The organism is Brucella tritici, assembly GCF_008932295.1.
Lineage (GTDB): Bacteria > Pseudomonadota > Alphaproteobacteria > Rhizobiales > Rhizobiaceae > Brucella > Brucella tritici.
Genome location: NZ_WBWA01000027.1, coordinates 1 through 13365, shown reverse-complemented (window position 1 = coordinate 13365; position 13365 = coordinate 1). Strand labels below are relative to the sequence as shown.

Genomic DNA, 13365 nt, shown 5'->3' with positions numbered 1-13365 from the left:
GGCAGGTCTTTCCATACCATCAGTGCTGACAGGCAGTCGGTTCATGGGTATTCGCGATTAGATCATGCACAAAAACAATTGGATGCGTCGTCTGGGCTACCTTAGTAAGAAGACGATGTTACACCGGACGGAGGGATGAATGTCTGAAGCCCCAGAATATGCGAACCAGGAGCTTCCCGAACGCGAGAGCATGGAATTCGACGTTGTTGTCGTCGGCGCGGGTCCTGCTGGCCTTGCTGCGGCAATCCGCTTGAAACAGGCGAATCCCGAACTTTCCGTCGTCGTCCTCGAAAAGGGTGGGGAAGTCGGAGCGCATATTCTTTCTGGCGCTGTCGTTGATCCGGTGGGCATCGACCAGCTTCTGCCGGGCTGGCGCGAGGAAGAGGGGCACCCCTTCAAGACGCCCGTGACAGCCGATCATTTCCTCGTGCTGGGGCCTGCAGGTTCCGTGCGCCTGCCGAATTTCGCGATGCCGCCTTTGATGAGCAATCATGGCAATTACATCGTGTCCCTGGGCAATGTCTGCCGCTGGCTCGGCACCAAGGCCGAAGAACTTGGCGTGGAAATCTATCCGGGCTTTGCAGCAACCGAAGTGCTCTACAATGACGAGGGCGCAGTCATCGGCGTCGCCACTGGCGATATGGGTGTCGAGCGTGACGGAACACATGGTCCGAACTATACACGCGGCATGGCGCTGCTCGGCAAGTATACGCTGGTCAGCGAAGGCGCGCGCGGTTCGCTTGCCAAGCAGCTGATCTCGAAATTCAAGCTCGACGAGGGCCGCGAACCGGCGAAATACGGTATTGGGCTCAAGGAATTGTGGCAGGTCGATCCTTCCAGGCACAAGCCGGGGCTGGTTCAGCACTCCTTCGGCTGGCCGCTCGACATGAAGACCGGCGGCGGCTCGTTCCTCTATCATCTCGAGGACAATATGGTTGCGGTCGGCTTTGTGCTGCACCTTAATTACAAGAACCCGTATCTGTCGCCGTTTGAAGAATTCCAGCGTTTCAAGACGCATCCGGCCATCAAGGATGTCTTCGAGGGTGGCAAGCGTCTTTCCTATGGCGCACGTGCAATTACCGAAGGCGGTTTCCAGTCGGTGCCGAAGCTTTCGTTTCCGGGCGGAGCACTCATCGGTTGCTCGGCTGGTCTGGTCAACGTGCCGCGCATCAAGGGCAGCCACAATGCGGTTCTTTCCGGCATTCTCGCTGCTGACAAGATCGCCGAGGCAATTGCCGCAGGACGCGCCAATGACGAGCCGGTCGAGATCGAGAACAATTGGCGTTCGAGCCTGATTGGCAAGGATCTCAAGCGCGTGCGTAACGTCAAGCCGCTGTGGTCGAAGTTCGGCACGATTGCTGGCGTGGCGCTCGGCGGCCTCGATATGTGGACCAACCAGCTTTTCGGCTTCTCCATCTTCGGAACGCTGAAGCACGGCAAGACTGATGCGCAGTCACTTGAGCCGGCTGCGAAACACGCGAAGATCGACTATCCGAAGCCGGATGGCGTTCTGACGTTCGACCGCCTGTCGTCGGTGTTCCTGTCGAACACGAACCATGACGAGAATGAGCCTGTGCATCTTCAGGTCCGTGACATGAAATTGCAGCAGACGTCTGAACACGACATCTTTGCCGGTCCGTCGACACGTTACTGCCCTGCGGGTGTTTATGAATGGGTGGATGCCGACGGCAACTCTGCTGCCGATCCGCAGGCAAAGGACGTGCGGTTTGTCATCAACGCGCAGAACTGCGTGCACTGCAAGACTTGCGATATCAAGGACCCGAACCAGAACATCAACTGGGTGCCGCCGCAAGGCGGTGAGGGGCCTGTTTACGTAAACATGTAATGTTTGCGGAAAACAGTGTCCGTCTCGACCGCCATCCGAGCATTTCCAGCAAAAGTGGCGCCGGTTTTGCGTTCCGGAAATGCGGCTAAAAGAGAGTTGGCGAGGGACCTGTTTACGTGAGCATGTAAAAGAAAAAGGCGGTCTGGGACCGCCTTTTTTATTGAAGCATGACGGACTGGGTTTCCGGTTCTTCTTCATCTGGCCGAACGGGCGGCGGAACGGAAAAATCGAGCCGAACCGGCAGATGATCGGAGCCAGCATCTTCACGCGCCGAAACCTTCGCCCCTCCGATTTCGGGGCTTACGAGTATCTGATCAATCGGCAGGCCGATATAGGGCGCCAGCGTAACAGGCAGCAGGTGCGTCATCCACGTGCCGCCGATGCCGGTCATATGACGGGTGCCGGAGGCATATTCGACACGACGAACGGCATTGCTCCACGGTGCCGCATTGAAATCACCGGCGACGACCAGAGGACCTTTCAGCTTCTGTAGTTCCGGTTCGATGTAGCGGAGTTGATAAGGCTGCCAGCGTGGCCATGGCCATGAAAAGTGCAGTGCTGCGACATGCACGGTCGTTCCGCCGAAATTGATTGGCGCAATTGCGAGCAAACCATCGCCGACGCAGGCCGTCTGTGCATCTTCGCTGAAAGGCCGCTTCGACAGGATGCCCACGCCCCATGTGTTGGGATCGTCAGCACAATTGAGGTGGTAGGGATAGGAACCCTGGAGAATGGTGAGCCATTTTGTCCATTGCTCACTCGCTTCCTCATAGGTGATGACGTCCGGCTTTTCCCGCGCAATCATCTGGAGAATGCGTTTTGGTTCGGGATTGTCTTCGCGCAAATTGATCTGGACGAGGCTGTAGCGTGCCCCACCTTGTTCCTGCGCCTGTGCACCTGTAGAGCCGCTCAGGAAATCGCGTGCAGCACCGACAGTTGTACTGAGAGCCATAACGGCAAAAAGCAGAAGCATCGCTGCCTCGCGCCGCATTTTGGTGAAAAGCAAGGGAACGGTCAGCACTGCCAGCAAGACGGCGAGGTGGGCTCGAAAATGCGAAAAGGAATCCAGTGCGGGATGTACCGCCCCAAGAAATCCGAGCACGAGCGGAACCGACAGCGCGACAGCAGCCAGCAACAACAGGAATGAAAGGTTTTCACGGCTTTTCGACATGAAATGCCTCTAGCTATTGAATACGGCGCGATAATGGAAATGAAGGCAGTAGGGGAATAAGGGAATAAGGGAATAAGGGAATAAGGGAATAAGGGAGTAGGATCCAAGCTGCTCTGTTTCCAGCACAGCTCCAACATACTGCCTTACTCCCTTTTTCCCCTACTCCCTTAACGTCACTGGAAAGCCGTTTCGTAGAAGCTGCGGAGCTTGCGGGAATGCAGCCGCTCGTCCGGCATGGCGGCGATCTTTTCCATTGCGCGGATGCCGATGCGCAGATGCTGCGCCACCTGTCGCTTGTAGAATTCGGTCGCCATGCCCGGAAGTTTCAGTTCACCGTGCAGCGGCTTGTCGGAAACACACAGAAGCGTGCCGTAAGGCACACGGAAACGGAAACCATTGGCCGCAATTGTCGCGGATTCCATATCAAGCGCGACAGCGCGTGCCTGTGAGAGGCGTTGCACCGGGCCACGCTGGTCGCGCAGTTCCCAGTTACGGTTGTCGATGGTTGCGACCGTGCCGGTACGCATGATCTGTTTCAGATCGTAACCTTCCAGACCGGTGATTTCCTCGACGGCCTCTTCCAGCGCAACCTGAATTTCAGCAAGTGCTGGCAACGGCACCCAGACAGGCAGATCGTCGTCGAGAACATGGTCTTCACGCATATAGGCGTGTGCCAGGACATAATCGCCAAGCTGCTGGCTGTTGCGAAGGCCAGCGCAGTGACCGAGCATCAGCCATGCGTGAGGGCGAAGCACCGCGATATGGTCGGTTATGGTCTTGGCATTGGACGGGCCTACGCCAATATTGACCATCGTGATGCCCGAATGGTCGCCCCGTTGCAGGTGGTAGGCTGGCATCTGGGGCAGGCGAGGTAGAGGGCTGCCACTGCTTGGTTCGGTTTCGCCCGCGCGCGTAATCAGATTGCCTGGTTCAACGAACTGTTCATAACCGCCGCCGCCTTCTGCCATCAATTCGCGGGCATAGGCGCAGAACTCGTCCATATAGAACTGGTAGTTGGTGAACAGTACGAAGTTCTGGAAATGCGCCGGGCTTGTCGCCGTGTAGTGCGCCAACCGATGCAGTGAATAATCGACGCGCTGGGCAGTGAATGGCGCAAGCGGCATCGGTTCGCCGGGGGCGGGCTCGAAATCGGCATTGACGATCTTGTCGTCGGTTGCCGCCAGATCGGGCACGTCGAAGAGATCACGCAGCGGGTGCGTGAAGGCATTGGCGACAGATGCCTCTACATAAGTGCCTTCCTTGAAGGCGAAATGGATCGGGATCGGCGTTGAGGACTCTTTCACCGTCACGGTCACACCGTGATTGCGCATCAGGAGACGAATCTGCTCGGTGAGATAATGGTCGAACAGATCGGGCCGTGTGATGTTTGCGGAATAATCGCCCGGCGTCGAGACATGGCCATAAGCCAGCCGAGAATCCACATGCGCGAAGCTCGATGTAGACAGGCAGATTTCGGGATAATAAGCGCGATAGCGCTGCGGCGAAACCTCGCCGCGCGCAACCTTCTCGAACGCATCGCGCAGGAAAGCCGTGTTGCGATCATATAGCTTTTGCAGGGCGGCAACCGCCGCACCGGCGTCGTTGAAAACCTCCGGGTCAACGGTCGGAGGTGTTTTGATCTCGGTCAGAAATGGATGTTCGATTCGCTGTGTCATGACCTAGTATAGCAGAGTCCATGACTGGTATATGACCCAGTTTATGCGACGCGTTGCAGGCTCACATAAAGTACGAGGCCGATGCCGCTCATCTGGGAATGCTGGCCAATCTGCGTGTAGGCGAAGGTTGCTGCCGGACCGGTGAAAATGGCTGTGAAAAGGAAAACCCGAAGGGCGACTGCGGCTATGATCCGGGTTCTTTTCATGGCCGTTCTCCAGCAGGCTTTTGGGTGAAGGCGGCTACAGGCCCGATCACCGGCTGATCCCGGTAGACGTTATATCTCTGGTCAACGAAAATGCTGGCGACTGCGGCAAAGCCAGCGATCATCAGGCAGACAATTGTTAAACGACGAAGCATACTGGTTGACCCCCAAAGCCGTTCTGATTTCTGTTCTCCCTATTCAATCTAGCGATAGCGCCTGAACCGTCCCTGAGAGCGTCGTTCATGCAGTGTTCAAAAATATTGATGTTCCGTTTATTGCCACAAGTGGCTCTTGTGCCTGCCCGAAAGGGTCTTATGTTTCCCATCATTGGAATGCGGGAACACGTCCCGCGCAATTTCAGGATCAGCGGGAGAGAACCCATGGCCGAACAGACCAAGCCCATCGAATTGTATTATTGGCCCACGCCGAATGGCTTTAAGATCAGCATCATGCTGGAAGAACTGGGCGTTCCCTACGAGGTCAAATATATCAATATCGGCAAGGGCGATCAGTTTCAGCCGGACTTTTTGAAGATTGCTCCAAACAACCGTATGCCCGCGATCATCGATCCGGAAGGGCCGGGCGGCGAACCGATCTCAGTGTTCGAATCTGGTGCGATCCTGCAATATCTCGGCCGAAAGTTCGGTAAGTTCTACCCGACCGAGGAACGCAAGCGTGTCGCCGTTGACGAATGGCTGATGTGGCAGATGGGTGGACTAGGCCCGATGTCTGGGCAGGCCGGGCATTTCCGTATCTATGCTCAGGAAAAAGTCCAATACGGCATCGACCGCTATACCAATGAGGTCAACCGTCTCTACGGCGTCCTGAACATGCAACTTGAAGGCAAGGAATATATCGCTGGCGAATACTCCATTGCCGACATGGCCTCCATTGGCTGGATTAATGCCTACAAGAATTATGACCAGAACCTGGATGACTTCCCGAACCTGAAGCGCTGGCATCAGACGATGAATGCGCGCCCTGCGGTGCAGCGCGGTCTCGTGGTCGGCAAAGAAGAACGTGAACGTGCAAATGCGTCCGTGAACAAGGAAGAGGAACACAAGATTCTCTTCGGTCAGAAGGCACGCTGAACAAGCGATGAAAGAAAGGGCGGCCTGGAGCCGCCCTTTTTGATTCCGCAGCGCTGGATATTACTGGCGCGCCAGGCTTTCGCTCTTGCAGATCAGGCCGCCCATCACGCAGCCGGAGAGTGAAAGCGTATTGCCCTTGACACTGGCCTTGCCAGTATAGGTTTTGCCTTCGTCAAGCTTGTTGACCTCACCCTTATAGCTGCCCCCGGTGCCCGACATCGTGCCGATGGACTTGCCCTTGTATTCGCCGGTCTGCACCGTACCGCAGAACTTGTTAGCGCCGCATGCTGCATAGCTGATGATCGTGCCGTTCGGACGCTTCCACGTGCCGACGATCCCTTCCTCGGCGAGGGCGGGTGCGGCAAAGGTGGCTGCAAGCGTCATTCCAAGAATAAGTGTGCGGATCATTCTTTCCTCCCAAATCGCCGCCAGTCCCGGCTTTGCCGGTCGCAACGATGAAACCGCTGTGATGCGTTCTGAAGTTTAAGACGGAAGCCTCCTCGACCATCCGTCAAGCTTACGCAAACGTAAACGTAAACCAGTTTCTGGCGAAGCGGAAGAGGGATATTTATGTCGTGCTCGGCATATGAAACACTGCCCTTTGTACACACACGCCCGCGTTCGAATGTTGTCTATAGTTAGCAACTGGTTTCGTTCAATCATGCGGATTTGAATCGAATTTTTACGAAAATCCAGCAATCGGCAGCACTTGCATGTTTAACAAAATCCCAAGTTTACCCCTTGTTCGGATTTTGTTGGTTGCTCGTTAAGCATCTGGTTTAACGCGCATTTCAATCCTTTCCCGTAGATTTGAGAGCATGAACGGAACGACAGAGGCGGCAGTTTCGAAGCAACGAAATCAGGCTTTGAAATAAAGACCGGACGGTTCTCGGGATTTAACAGGGACAAAGAAAATGGCACAGTTTCAGAGCTTTACGAATAAGAACAACGCAATCGCGCAGGATCGCATTCTTCTGGAAATGGGCATGAAATTTGCCATCGGTCGCGATTGCGAGATCGACGTGGTGCAGGCCCACAAATGGCTGAACATTGCCGCCATCCGCGGCAGCGAGAAGGCCGCCCGTATGCGTAATCAGGTGGCTGCCACGATGAGCAAGGGCGAACTGGCAGCGGCGTTGCGCGACGCACGCGAGTGGATGACCGCCCACTGAGCGACAAACAGTCGTGTGTGAGAAAAGCCGTCTTCGAAGGCGGCTTTTTGTTTTCTCAGCTTATACCGAGATACCGGCCCGGTTTGTGATTGATTGCAATGATAAGATTCATGGCAATCGCGCCGATGAGGGAAAGTGCCATATTTTCCCACGGGATAAAGAACAGCGAGACCAGCATAATCAGGATATCGAGGCCGAGCTGAAACCAGCCGGCCCTTATCCCATAGGCATCTTGCAGATAGAGCGCCAATATATTGACGCCGCCGACACCGGAACGATGCCGGAAGAGTGCGAGTACACCCATACCCATCAAGGTACCGCCCATGAGTGCGGCGAAAAGCGGATTGACGCTTGAGAAGTCGACACTCAAGGGCATCAGTCGCGCAAAGCCCGACATCATGGCCACTGCGACGAATGTTCTGATCGTAAAAGCCCACCCCATTCGACGCACGGCAAAATAGTAGAATGGCAGATTGATCAGGAAATAGAGCAACCCGAATTCAGTGCCTGTTGCATACTGGATGAGAAGGGCGATACCGGCGGTGCTGCCAGTCATTAGCATCGCCTGGCTGTAAAGCGTAATGCCAAGTGCAATGAAGGATGTGCCGATCAGCATCGCCATAGCATCTTCATAGAGGCGGTGACGGTCGAATGCGGCAGATTTCGGCGCATCAATAAGGGCAGCGGCGTTATCAGTGATATCGGCCACGTGGAAACTCCAGAACAGCGAGAAGCCGGCAATCCGGCAAAAAGATTACGGTGCCGGAACGAGTTCCGGCATGTCATGCATTCGCGCTGTGCAGATGATTGGGCCATAGCACGCAGCGTAAAGTCTTGGGAGACGATTAAATATAACAGCCCTTGCGATGCAGCGCACGGCTTGAAAAATTGTTATTTCACGGTCTTCTTTGTGGATTTATCGCAATCGGGAAGGCCGATTGTTTTATTTTATTTCGCGCGCCATCTGCGCGAGAAAGCGTTTCACATCATACGGACTGCGCAAATGGTGCTTGGAAAGATGTTGAGGCGCCTTCTCTAGAAAGGCCAGCGCACGAATACGGCCGTTCTGGCGATAGCCAGCCACCCATTTCAGAAAATCCCAGTCGAAACGCTCCACACAACCTTCCGCCATATCCGGGCGCGAGCGTCCGTAGTGGATTACTGTTCTTTTCAGTACACGCCACAGGCGACGCATGGTCGATATATCGAGAAAATAAGCATATCTGCCCGCAAGGCTCGGTAATTCATAGTTTCGCTATGATTGCCCTCGAATATCCATCTGTCCTGATCTGCCGCTTCCTTGGTGAGGCGACCGATTTCGTCACGTGATCGCATCGTCCAACCGGGCTGCCAGTAGAGGGTATCGATATGAACGACCGGTAAGCCGGTAACCTCGCCTAGCGCACGCGCGAGGCTTGATTTTCCTGAACCGGCGCCGCCAATGATCATGATCCGCTATGTCATCTGCACCGCCCCAGGATTTTAACTCTGTTCGAATAAAAATCGGACATGAGGTGGGAAGTACTATAATTTTACTTCATGGCACCTGCATGACCATAACTAGCAAAGAAAGCCCGTTAGAAAATTTGTATTGGAGCTGAGGGTAATATTGACCAAATGATTGACAGTCAACTTTGCGAAGCGCAAGGTTGACGTATAAGCGGAACGGGTCAGAGCAACGATGACATCTACCGTTCCTCTATATTAGTAAGATCGCAAGGCGTAAAAGGTACCGAGTGATCGAAAGAGCTGCATTCGATAGGGAGTGACAAGATGTCAATTCGAACCATCACCGCCATGGCCGGCACAGCCATCATCATGAGTGCTGCGGCATTTGCCTTTTCATCGCCCGCCAACGCCCTGACGATGAAAGAATGTAGCGCAAAATATCAGTCTGCCAAAGATGCTGGCACGCTTGGCGACATGAAATGGAACGATTTCCGCAAGGCGCAATGTGGAGACGACGCAGATGCCGCCGCAGTACCGGCAGCTCCAGCTAAAAAGGCAACCAAGAGTGCAGCCGCCCCTGCCGCAGACGACAGTGCCAAGGGCCTGACAATGAAGGAATGCAGCGCGAAATATCAAGCTGCCAAAGATGCTGGCACGCTTGGCGGCATGAAATGGAACGATTTCCGCAAGGCGCAATGCGGTGCAAATGCCGCCGCAGCTCCTGCACCTGCTTCTCCGGCTAAGAAAACGGCAAAAAGCACTGCTCCTGATGACAGCGCCAAGGGCTTAACGATGAAGCAGTGCAGCGCCAAGTATCAGGCGGCAAAAGACGCTGGTGTTGACAACGTTGCAAAATGGAACGATTTCCGCAAGGCTGAATGCGGACCGGGTGCAGATCCAGTTGCCTTCAGCACCGACGGTACCAGTGAACCAGCTGCCCCAACGGTTGCGGCGCCCAGAGGCGTCAAATTTCCAACGGCAGTTTCTGCAAAGTTTTCGAATGAATCAGCTGGCAAGGCTCGTATGCACACCTGCCTCGAGCAGTATTATAGGCTGAAAGATGCCAATGCATTGGGTGGTTTGAAGTGGATACAAAAAGGCGGCGGTTACTACAGCCTCTGCAATGCACGCCTGAAAGGCAATTCCTGATCAGATCAGGACTATTCGAAAAAGAAGGGGCCTTTCGGCCCCTTTTTATTTGGTTCTTGAAAACCAGCCGGTAATCGCGACGGCTAGCCAACCGAGAATCATCAATGATCCGCCAGTCGGTGCAGCCATCGGAAAGAGCCGATCACCCGTCATGTCACGCATGAAGAGATCGCCGCAGAACAAAGTGAGGCCGATGACAAGTAATATCCCGCCGAGATAAGCGGTGCGGCTGGCAGGCACGATCAGCGATAACACCAGAAACGCGGGCGCATGGCCGAGAAGAAGCGGAGCAATATTGCCCAGATGGTTCTCCCCACCATGGGCCGCTCCCGCGTAAGCAGCGATTGCAAGCGCACCGCACAGCCCGGCCAGCGTGCTGAAAAGAATTTTCTGGGGCCGACTATCGGATTGAATCTGCATCTAAAGCTCCACCGTTCAGGCAGTTTCGCGAATATCTGTGTGTTTCCGGGCATCCTCTAGAGCTGCAGGTAGGGCAGCTTCAAAAAGATCGAGCTGTTCATCGATACCGACGCTCACGCGAATACAGCGGTCGAGAACCGGGGCACCGGGTTTGCGCACGAAGATGTCACGCGCTATCAGGCCGTTGAGAACTGCCGTGGCGAATGCTCCGTCCTTGCCGCAATCGATGGCGACAAAATTCGTGGCAGAGGGGACGGTTGCAAGGCCGTTTGCCCTGGCGATTGTGACGATGCGATCTCGCCCGGCTATTATTTTAGCTACCACGTCGCGCAGGTAAGCCTGATCTTTGAGGGCAGCGATAGCCGCTGCCTGCGCAAGACGGTTCACTGCAAAATGATCGCGAATCTTGTCGAACGATTTGATGGCTTCGGCGCTGCCGACAACATAACCACACCGGATTCCTGCCAGACCGTAGGCCTTGGAGAAAGTGCGCATCCGCAAAATGTTCGGACGGTCGGTTTCAAAAGGCGGGAAGGCGGAGGCAGGCCCTGTTTCGCAATAGGCCTCATCCAGAATGAGCATGGTGGTTTCCGGAACCTGCTCGATGAAGGACTGGATATCCGAACCCTCATGACAGGTTCCCATCGGATTATCCGGATTGGCGAGATATAGAATTACGGCATCTTGCTTGCGCGCCGCATCGAGCAGACCATCGAGGTCTGATCTGTCGTTGATATAAGGAACAGTAGACAGTTTCCCGCCATAACCGGCAACGTGATAGTTGAAGGTCGGGTAGCCGCCCAGCGAGTTGATGACCCTGTCACCTTCCTGGACATATTGCCTGACTACCAATCCGAGCAAGGCATCGACACCCGCTCCGGGCATGATGTTTTCAGGTTTCACGCTGTGATGTGCGGCAATGGCGTGGCGCAATTCGTAGTTTTCAGGGTCGCCATACTTCCATATCTCGCTTGCTTCCGTCCGAATGGCTTCGAGGACAGATGGTGCTGGACCAAAACTGCTCTCATTGGCACCGATTCGCGCCTTGAAAGGTCTTCCCCGCTGTAACTCCAGCGTTTCAGGACCGGTAAAAGGAACAGTGGATGGTAAGCTTACGATGAGCGGTGTAAGGCGGGGCGATCCCATGGTGTTTTCCAGTCGATTCTCAGTCCTGCACAAAGTGATGAGGACAAATCGAAGGGCTGGAGAATGCCGTCAGTCACCAACGCCTGTCCTGCTGGGAAAAGGCATAGCAACTTGTATTCGCCGGTGCCATCACAATGATTCCGCGTCGGCTGAATAATGCGAGCAAATGATCGCGCTTGCTGTCGTCAAAAGCTAAGTAATAAGGCTAGGTAACGTGAAACTATCCGGGCCTGAACCCGAATATCGATAAACATCATGACCTCAGCCACGCCTCCAAGGGGCTGGCTATAAAGTCCTGCACATGGACGTGCTGAAGTCGCGTAGAGGGCATCTCGATCTGACTGGACCGATCGACGCTCTGACTATGTGTGCCAACTCGACCTTATCCGAAAACCTGATTACAATTTTCGAGCTACCTTGCAGAGTATTTCCTGCAACACAAAACAGCTTCTACGCAGGGAAATCAGCTCGCTGAACTGATTTCTTATCCCGCTACGACGCATCGGATAAGACTTGCCAACAAAGAGATAGAGCAGCTCACGATTCCATTCTAACTGGAGCCACTCTAGTGGACTTCAAGCACTTTCACGCATGAATCGAGGTCATGTGTAGCAAGATGAGCATAGCGCATGGTCATCTGCAGGGTCTGGTGTCCCAGCCACATCTGAACACGACGAATATCGATGCCACCGCGAACCAGTCGAGATGCACAGGTATGACGCAGAATGTGCGGAACGACCTGATCGTCCGTGCCAAGGCCGACTTCCATCTTTGCCTCATTCCAGATCTGGCGGAACCGGACCTGATTGAGCATGGAGAAGGGGCCTTTGAGCTTTTCATGCGGAATATGTGCTGCTTTGCGGGCACGGCGGGTGAGGGGCACAGTACGGCTGCGATTTGATTTGGTGAGCCAGAACGTAACCCGTTGATCCTGAATATCGTTCCAGGTAACGCCGATGGCTTCGCCGAGGCGGCAGCCCGTGTCGACAAGAAACAAGGAAAGCCGGTAACTATCTTCACAGCGCGACTTGATCGCGGCGAATAGGCGCTTTTCTTCCTCGTATTCAAGGAATCGAATACGTCCTACACGCTCCTTCTGCCGGACGAATTCCGGTAGATTGAAGATATCTCCCATCTTGTGCGCCTTTCGCAGCAGCTTGCTCAGCGCAGCCATCTTTCTATTGATGGTTGCATTGCTATTGCCGCGCTCACGGAGCGAACCGACGACGGAGTCAAGCATTTCCTGATCGAAACCTGAAAAGCGTTCGCCCTTCAAAATCTCGTCAATTTCGCCGAGAAACGACTTCACATTATACTTGTGTGACCCATCATCCCACAGGATGTTGATATATTTCCCCGTCAGTTCCGCCACCGAAAATTGTTCAACAAGCCGGTGGTTTGGACTTTTGCTGGATGTGTACTTTAAGTTGTAGTCGACTATCGGCGTAAACTTTTCGCCCATGTCGATCTTCGTTTCCCCAACGACGATAATTGCGCGCCCCCCTTTGATATATGAGACGCACAACTAATGAAATAATTCTCAGAACACAAGATAAGTGAGCTAATTTTATGCGGAGACATGATTGGACCTTTCTAAAAGACCATGTTTGCCCCCAGCTTTCTGTCGTCCCCGTTACTCCTCCCGGTTTTCGATCCTTTTCGAAATCCCCATCTCTGAAGGATCAAAATTCACGCATTCGTGAGCTATGTTTCAAATGGATGTGCGCCAACGGTTTCCCGTTGGCGCATTTCGCTTAAGCGTCGATCTGATTAGAACGAGCGCTGGAAGCGGATCATGCCCTGGAAAGCATCCTGGCCATCAAGAACGGAACGCTTGTCGTCCCACTTGGTGTACGAAACTTCCGGGGTGATCGTGAAACCAGGAACCAGTTCGTAAGCAACGTTTGCGGTTGCTGCGAAGGTCTTGGTGTCGTCGTAAGCGAGCTGCAGGTTGAAGGTAGCCTTTTCGGTTGCCTTGAATGCAGCGCCACCCCAGACAGCCCAGTCGCCGCCCCACGTGCCGTAGAACGAGTCGATTACGC

16 protein-coding genes and 1 pseudogene are annotated in these 13365 nt (G+C 54.3%); 5 read left to right on the top strand and 12 right to left on the bottom strand.

Annotated features, from left to right (window positions below):
• Positions 1 to 139: 139 nt before the first annotated feature.
• Positions 140 to 1846, top strand: a complete 1707-nt coding sequence (locus F9K91_RS20855; protein ID WP_151678628.1) for an electron transfer flavoprotein-ubiquinone oxidoreductase — start codon at positions 140 to 142, stop codon at positions 1844 to 1846.
• Positions 1847 to 2003: 157 nt separating this feature from the next.
• On the opposite strand, the gene F9K91_RS20850 is transcribed toward F9K91_RS20855, so the two are convergent.
• From F9K91_RS20850 to F9K91_RS26045, 4 genes are all read right to left on the bottom strand, one after another.
• Positions 2004 to 3017: an endonuclease/exonuclease/phosphatase family protein gene (locus F9K91_RS20850; RefSeq protein ID WP_151678627.1), complete on the bottom strand. Its 1014-nt coding sequence runs from the start codon at positions 3015 to 3017 to the stop codon at positions 2004 to 2006.
• Between the two features lie 173 nt (positions 3018 to 3190).
• The gene (locus F9K91_RS20845; RefSeq protein ID WP_109987944.1) at positions 3191 to 4693 is read right to left on the bottom strand and encodes an AMP nucleosidase; all 1503 of its coding nucleotides are present in this window, start codon (positions 4691 to 4693) and stop codon (positions 3191 to 3193) included.
• 41 nt (positions 4694 to 4734) lie between these two features.
• Positions 4735 to 4899: a hypothetical protein gene (locus F9K91_RS26050; protein ID WP_167522243.1), complete on the bottom strand. Its 165-nt coding sequence runs from the start codon at positions 4897 to 4899 to the stop codon at positions 4735 to 4737.
• Positions 4896 to 5051 carry a hypothetical protein gene (locus F9K91_RS26045; RefSeq protein ID WP_167522242.1) on the bottom strand — a complete coding sequence of 52 codons (156 nt, stop codon included), beginning with the start codon at positions 5049 to 5051 and terminating at the stop codon, positions 4896 to 4898. Before F9K91_RS26045 ends, F9K91_RS26050 begins: the two co-directional genes overlap by 4 nt.
• A 225-nt stretch (positions 5052 to 5276) precedes the next feature.
• Between F9K91_RS26045 and F9K91_RS20840 the strand changes: the two genes are divergently transcribed.
• Entirely contained in the window at positions 5277 to 5987 is a 711-nt protein-coding gene (locus F9K91_RS20840; RefSeq protein ID WP_151678626.1) for a glutathione binding-like protein, read from the top strand.
• 60 nt (positions 5988 to 6047) lie between these two features.
• On the opposite strand, the gene F9K91_RS20835 is transcribed toward F9K91_RS20840, so the two are convergent.
• A complete protein-coding gene (locus tag F9K91_RS20835; RefSeq protein ID WP_061347263.1) occupies positions 6048 to 6395 on the bottom strand; it encodes a DUF2147 domain-containing protein in 348 nt (115 codons plus the stop codon).
• Between the two features lie 506 nt (positions 6396 to 6901).
• Between F9K91_RS20835 and F9K91_RS20830 the strand changes: the two genes are divergently transcribed.
• Positions 6902 to 7159 (top strand): sel1 repeat family protein, encoded by a 258-nt coding sequence (locus F9K91_RS20830; protein ID WP_061347264.1) that lies wholly within the window; start codon positions 6902 to 6904, stop codon positions 7157 to 7159.
• A 55-nt stretch (positions 7160 to 7214) separates the two neighbouring features.
• Here the strand turns inward: F9K91_RS20830 and F9K91_RS20825 are convergent, their stop codons facing one another.
• The 3 genes from F9K91_RS20825 to F9K91_RS26400 form a co-directional block, all read right to left on the bottom strand.
• Entirely contained in the window at positions 7215 to 7868 is a 654-nt protein-coding gene (locus tag F9K91_RS20825) for a YitT family protein (RefSeq protein WP_151557882.1), read from the bottom strand.
• A 234-nt stretch (positions 7869 to 8102) separates the two neighbouring features.
• Positions 8103 to 8276, bottom strand: coding sequence for a P-loop NTPase family protein (locus tag F9K91_RS26405; protein WP_235913326.1), 174 nt, complete (start codon positions 8274 to 8276; stop codon positions 8103 to 8105).
• Positions 8277 to 8329: 53 nt separating this feature from the next.
• Complete coding sequence (locus F9K91_RS26400; protein WP_235913324.1) at positions 8330 to 8608, bottom strand: P-loop NTPase family protein; 279 nt, start codon at positions 8606 to 8608, stop codon at positions 8330 to 8332.
• 324 nt (positions 8609 to 8932) lie between these two features.
• Here F9K91_RS26400 and F9K91_RS20815 point away from each other — a divergent pair, with 324 nt between their 5' ends.
• Positions 8933 to 9757 carry an antifreeze protein gene (locus tag F9K91_RS20815; RefSeq protein ID WP_151557884.1) on the top strand — a complete coding sequence of 275 codons (825 nt, stop codon included), beginning with the start codon at positions 8933 to 8935 and terminating at the stop codon, positions 9755 to 9757.
• Positions 9758 to 9802: 45 nt separating this feature from the next.
• Here the strand turns inward: F9K91_RS20815 and F9K91_RS20810 are convergent, their stop codons facing one another.
• From F9K91_RS20810 to F9K91_RS20795, 4 genes and pseudogenes are all read right to left on the bottom strand, one after another.
• Positions 9803 to 10177, bottom strand: coding sequence for a DUF423 domain-containing protein (locus F9K91_RS20810; protein ID WP_151557886.1), 375 nt, complete (start codon positions 10175 to 10177; stop codon positions 9803 to 9805).
• A gap of 15 nt (positions 10178 to 10192) precedes the next feature.
• Positions 10193 to 11323, bottom strand: a complete 1131-nt coding sequence (locus tag F9K91_RS20805; RefSeq protein WP_151652648.1) for a pyridoxal phosphate-dependent aminotransferase — start codon at positions 11321 to 11323, stop codon at positions 10193 to 10195.
• A 565-nt stretch (positions 11324 to 11888) separates the two neighbouring features.
• The gene (locus F9K91_RS20800; RefSeq protein WP_151652650.1) at positions 11889 to 12815 is read right to left on the bottom strand and encodes a tyrosine-type recombinase/integrase; all 927 of its coding nucleotides are present in this window, start codon (positions 12813 to 12815) and stop codon (positions 11889 to 11891) included.
• Between the two features lie 278 nt (positions 12816 to 13093).
• Positions 13094 to 13288 (bottom strand): annotated as a pseudogene (locus F9K91_RS20795) (porin); the annotation flags it as partial.
• Here F9K91_RS20795 and F9K91_RS26800 point away from each other — a divergent pair.
• Positions 13268 to 13365 (top strand): hypothetical protein (locus F9K91_RS26800; protein WP_459562244.1); only part of this gene is annotated, 98 nt, incomplete at its 3' end. The pseudogene F9K91_RS20795 and the gene F9K91_RS26800 sit on opposite strands and share 21 nt — an antisense overlap.

What these genes read in the sequence shown, in the direction of transcription:
- F9K91_RS20855 (WP_151678628.1), top strand. Translation starts at nt 140, where the DNA reads ATGTCTGAAGCCCCAGAATATGCGAACCAGGAGCTTCCCGAACGCGAG.
- F9K91_RS20850 (WP_151678627.1), bottom strand. Translation starts at nt 3,017, where the DNA reads ATGTCGAAAAGCCGTGAAAACCTTTCATTCCTGTTGTTGCTGGCTGCT.
- F9K91_RS20845 (WP_109987944.1), bottom strand. Translation starts at nt 4,693, where the DNA reads ATGACACAGCGAATCGAACATCCATTTCTGACCGAGATCAAAACACCT.
- F9K91_RS26050 (WP_167522243.1), bottom strand. Translation starts at nt 4,899, where the DNA reads ATGAAAAGAACCCGGATCATAGCCGCAGTCGCCCTTCGGGTTTTCCTT.
- F9K91_RS26045 (WP_167522242.1), bottom strand. Translation starts at nt 5,051, where the DNA reads ATGCTTCGTCGTTTAACAATTGTCTGCCTGATGATCGCTGGCTTTGCC.
- F9K91_RS20840 (WP_151678626.1), top strand. Translation starts at nt 5,277, where the DNA reads ATGGCCGAACAGACCAAGCCCATCGAATTGTATTATTGGCCCACGCCG.
- F9K91_RS20835 (WP_061347263.1), bottom strand. Translation starts at nt 6,395, where the DNA reads ATGATCCGCACACTTATTCTTGGAATGACGCTTGCAGCCACCTTTGCC.
- F9K91_RS20830 (WP_061347264.1), top strand. Translation starts at nt 6,902, where the DNA reads ATGGCACAGTTTCAGAGCTTTACGAATAAGAACAACGCAATCGCGCAG.
- F9K91_RS26400 (WP_235913324.1), bottom strand. Translation starts at nt 8,608, where the DNA reads ATGATCATTGGCGGCGCCGGTTCAGGAAAATCAAGCCTCGCGCGTGCG.
- F9K91_RS20815 (WP_151557884.1), top strand. Translation starts at nt 8,933, where the DNA reads ATGTCAATTCGAACCATCACCGCCATGGCCGGCACAGCCATCATCATG.
- F9K91_RS20810 (WP_151557886.1), bottom strand. Translation starts at nt 10,177, where the DNA reads ATGCAGATTCAATCCGATAGTCGGCCCCAGAAAATTCTTTTCAGCACG.
- F9K91_RS20805 (WP_151652648.1), bottom strand. Translation starts at nt 11,323, where the DNA reads ATGGGATCGCCCCGCCTTACACCGCTCATCGTAAGCTTACCATCCACT.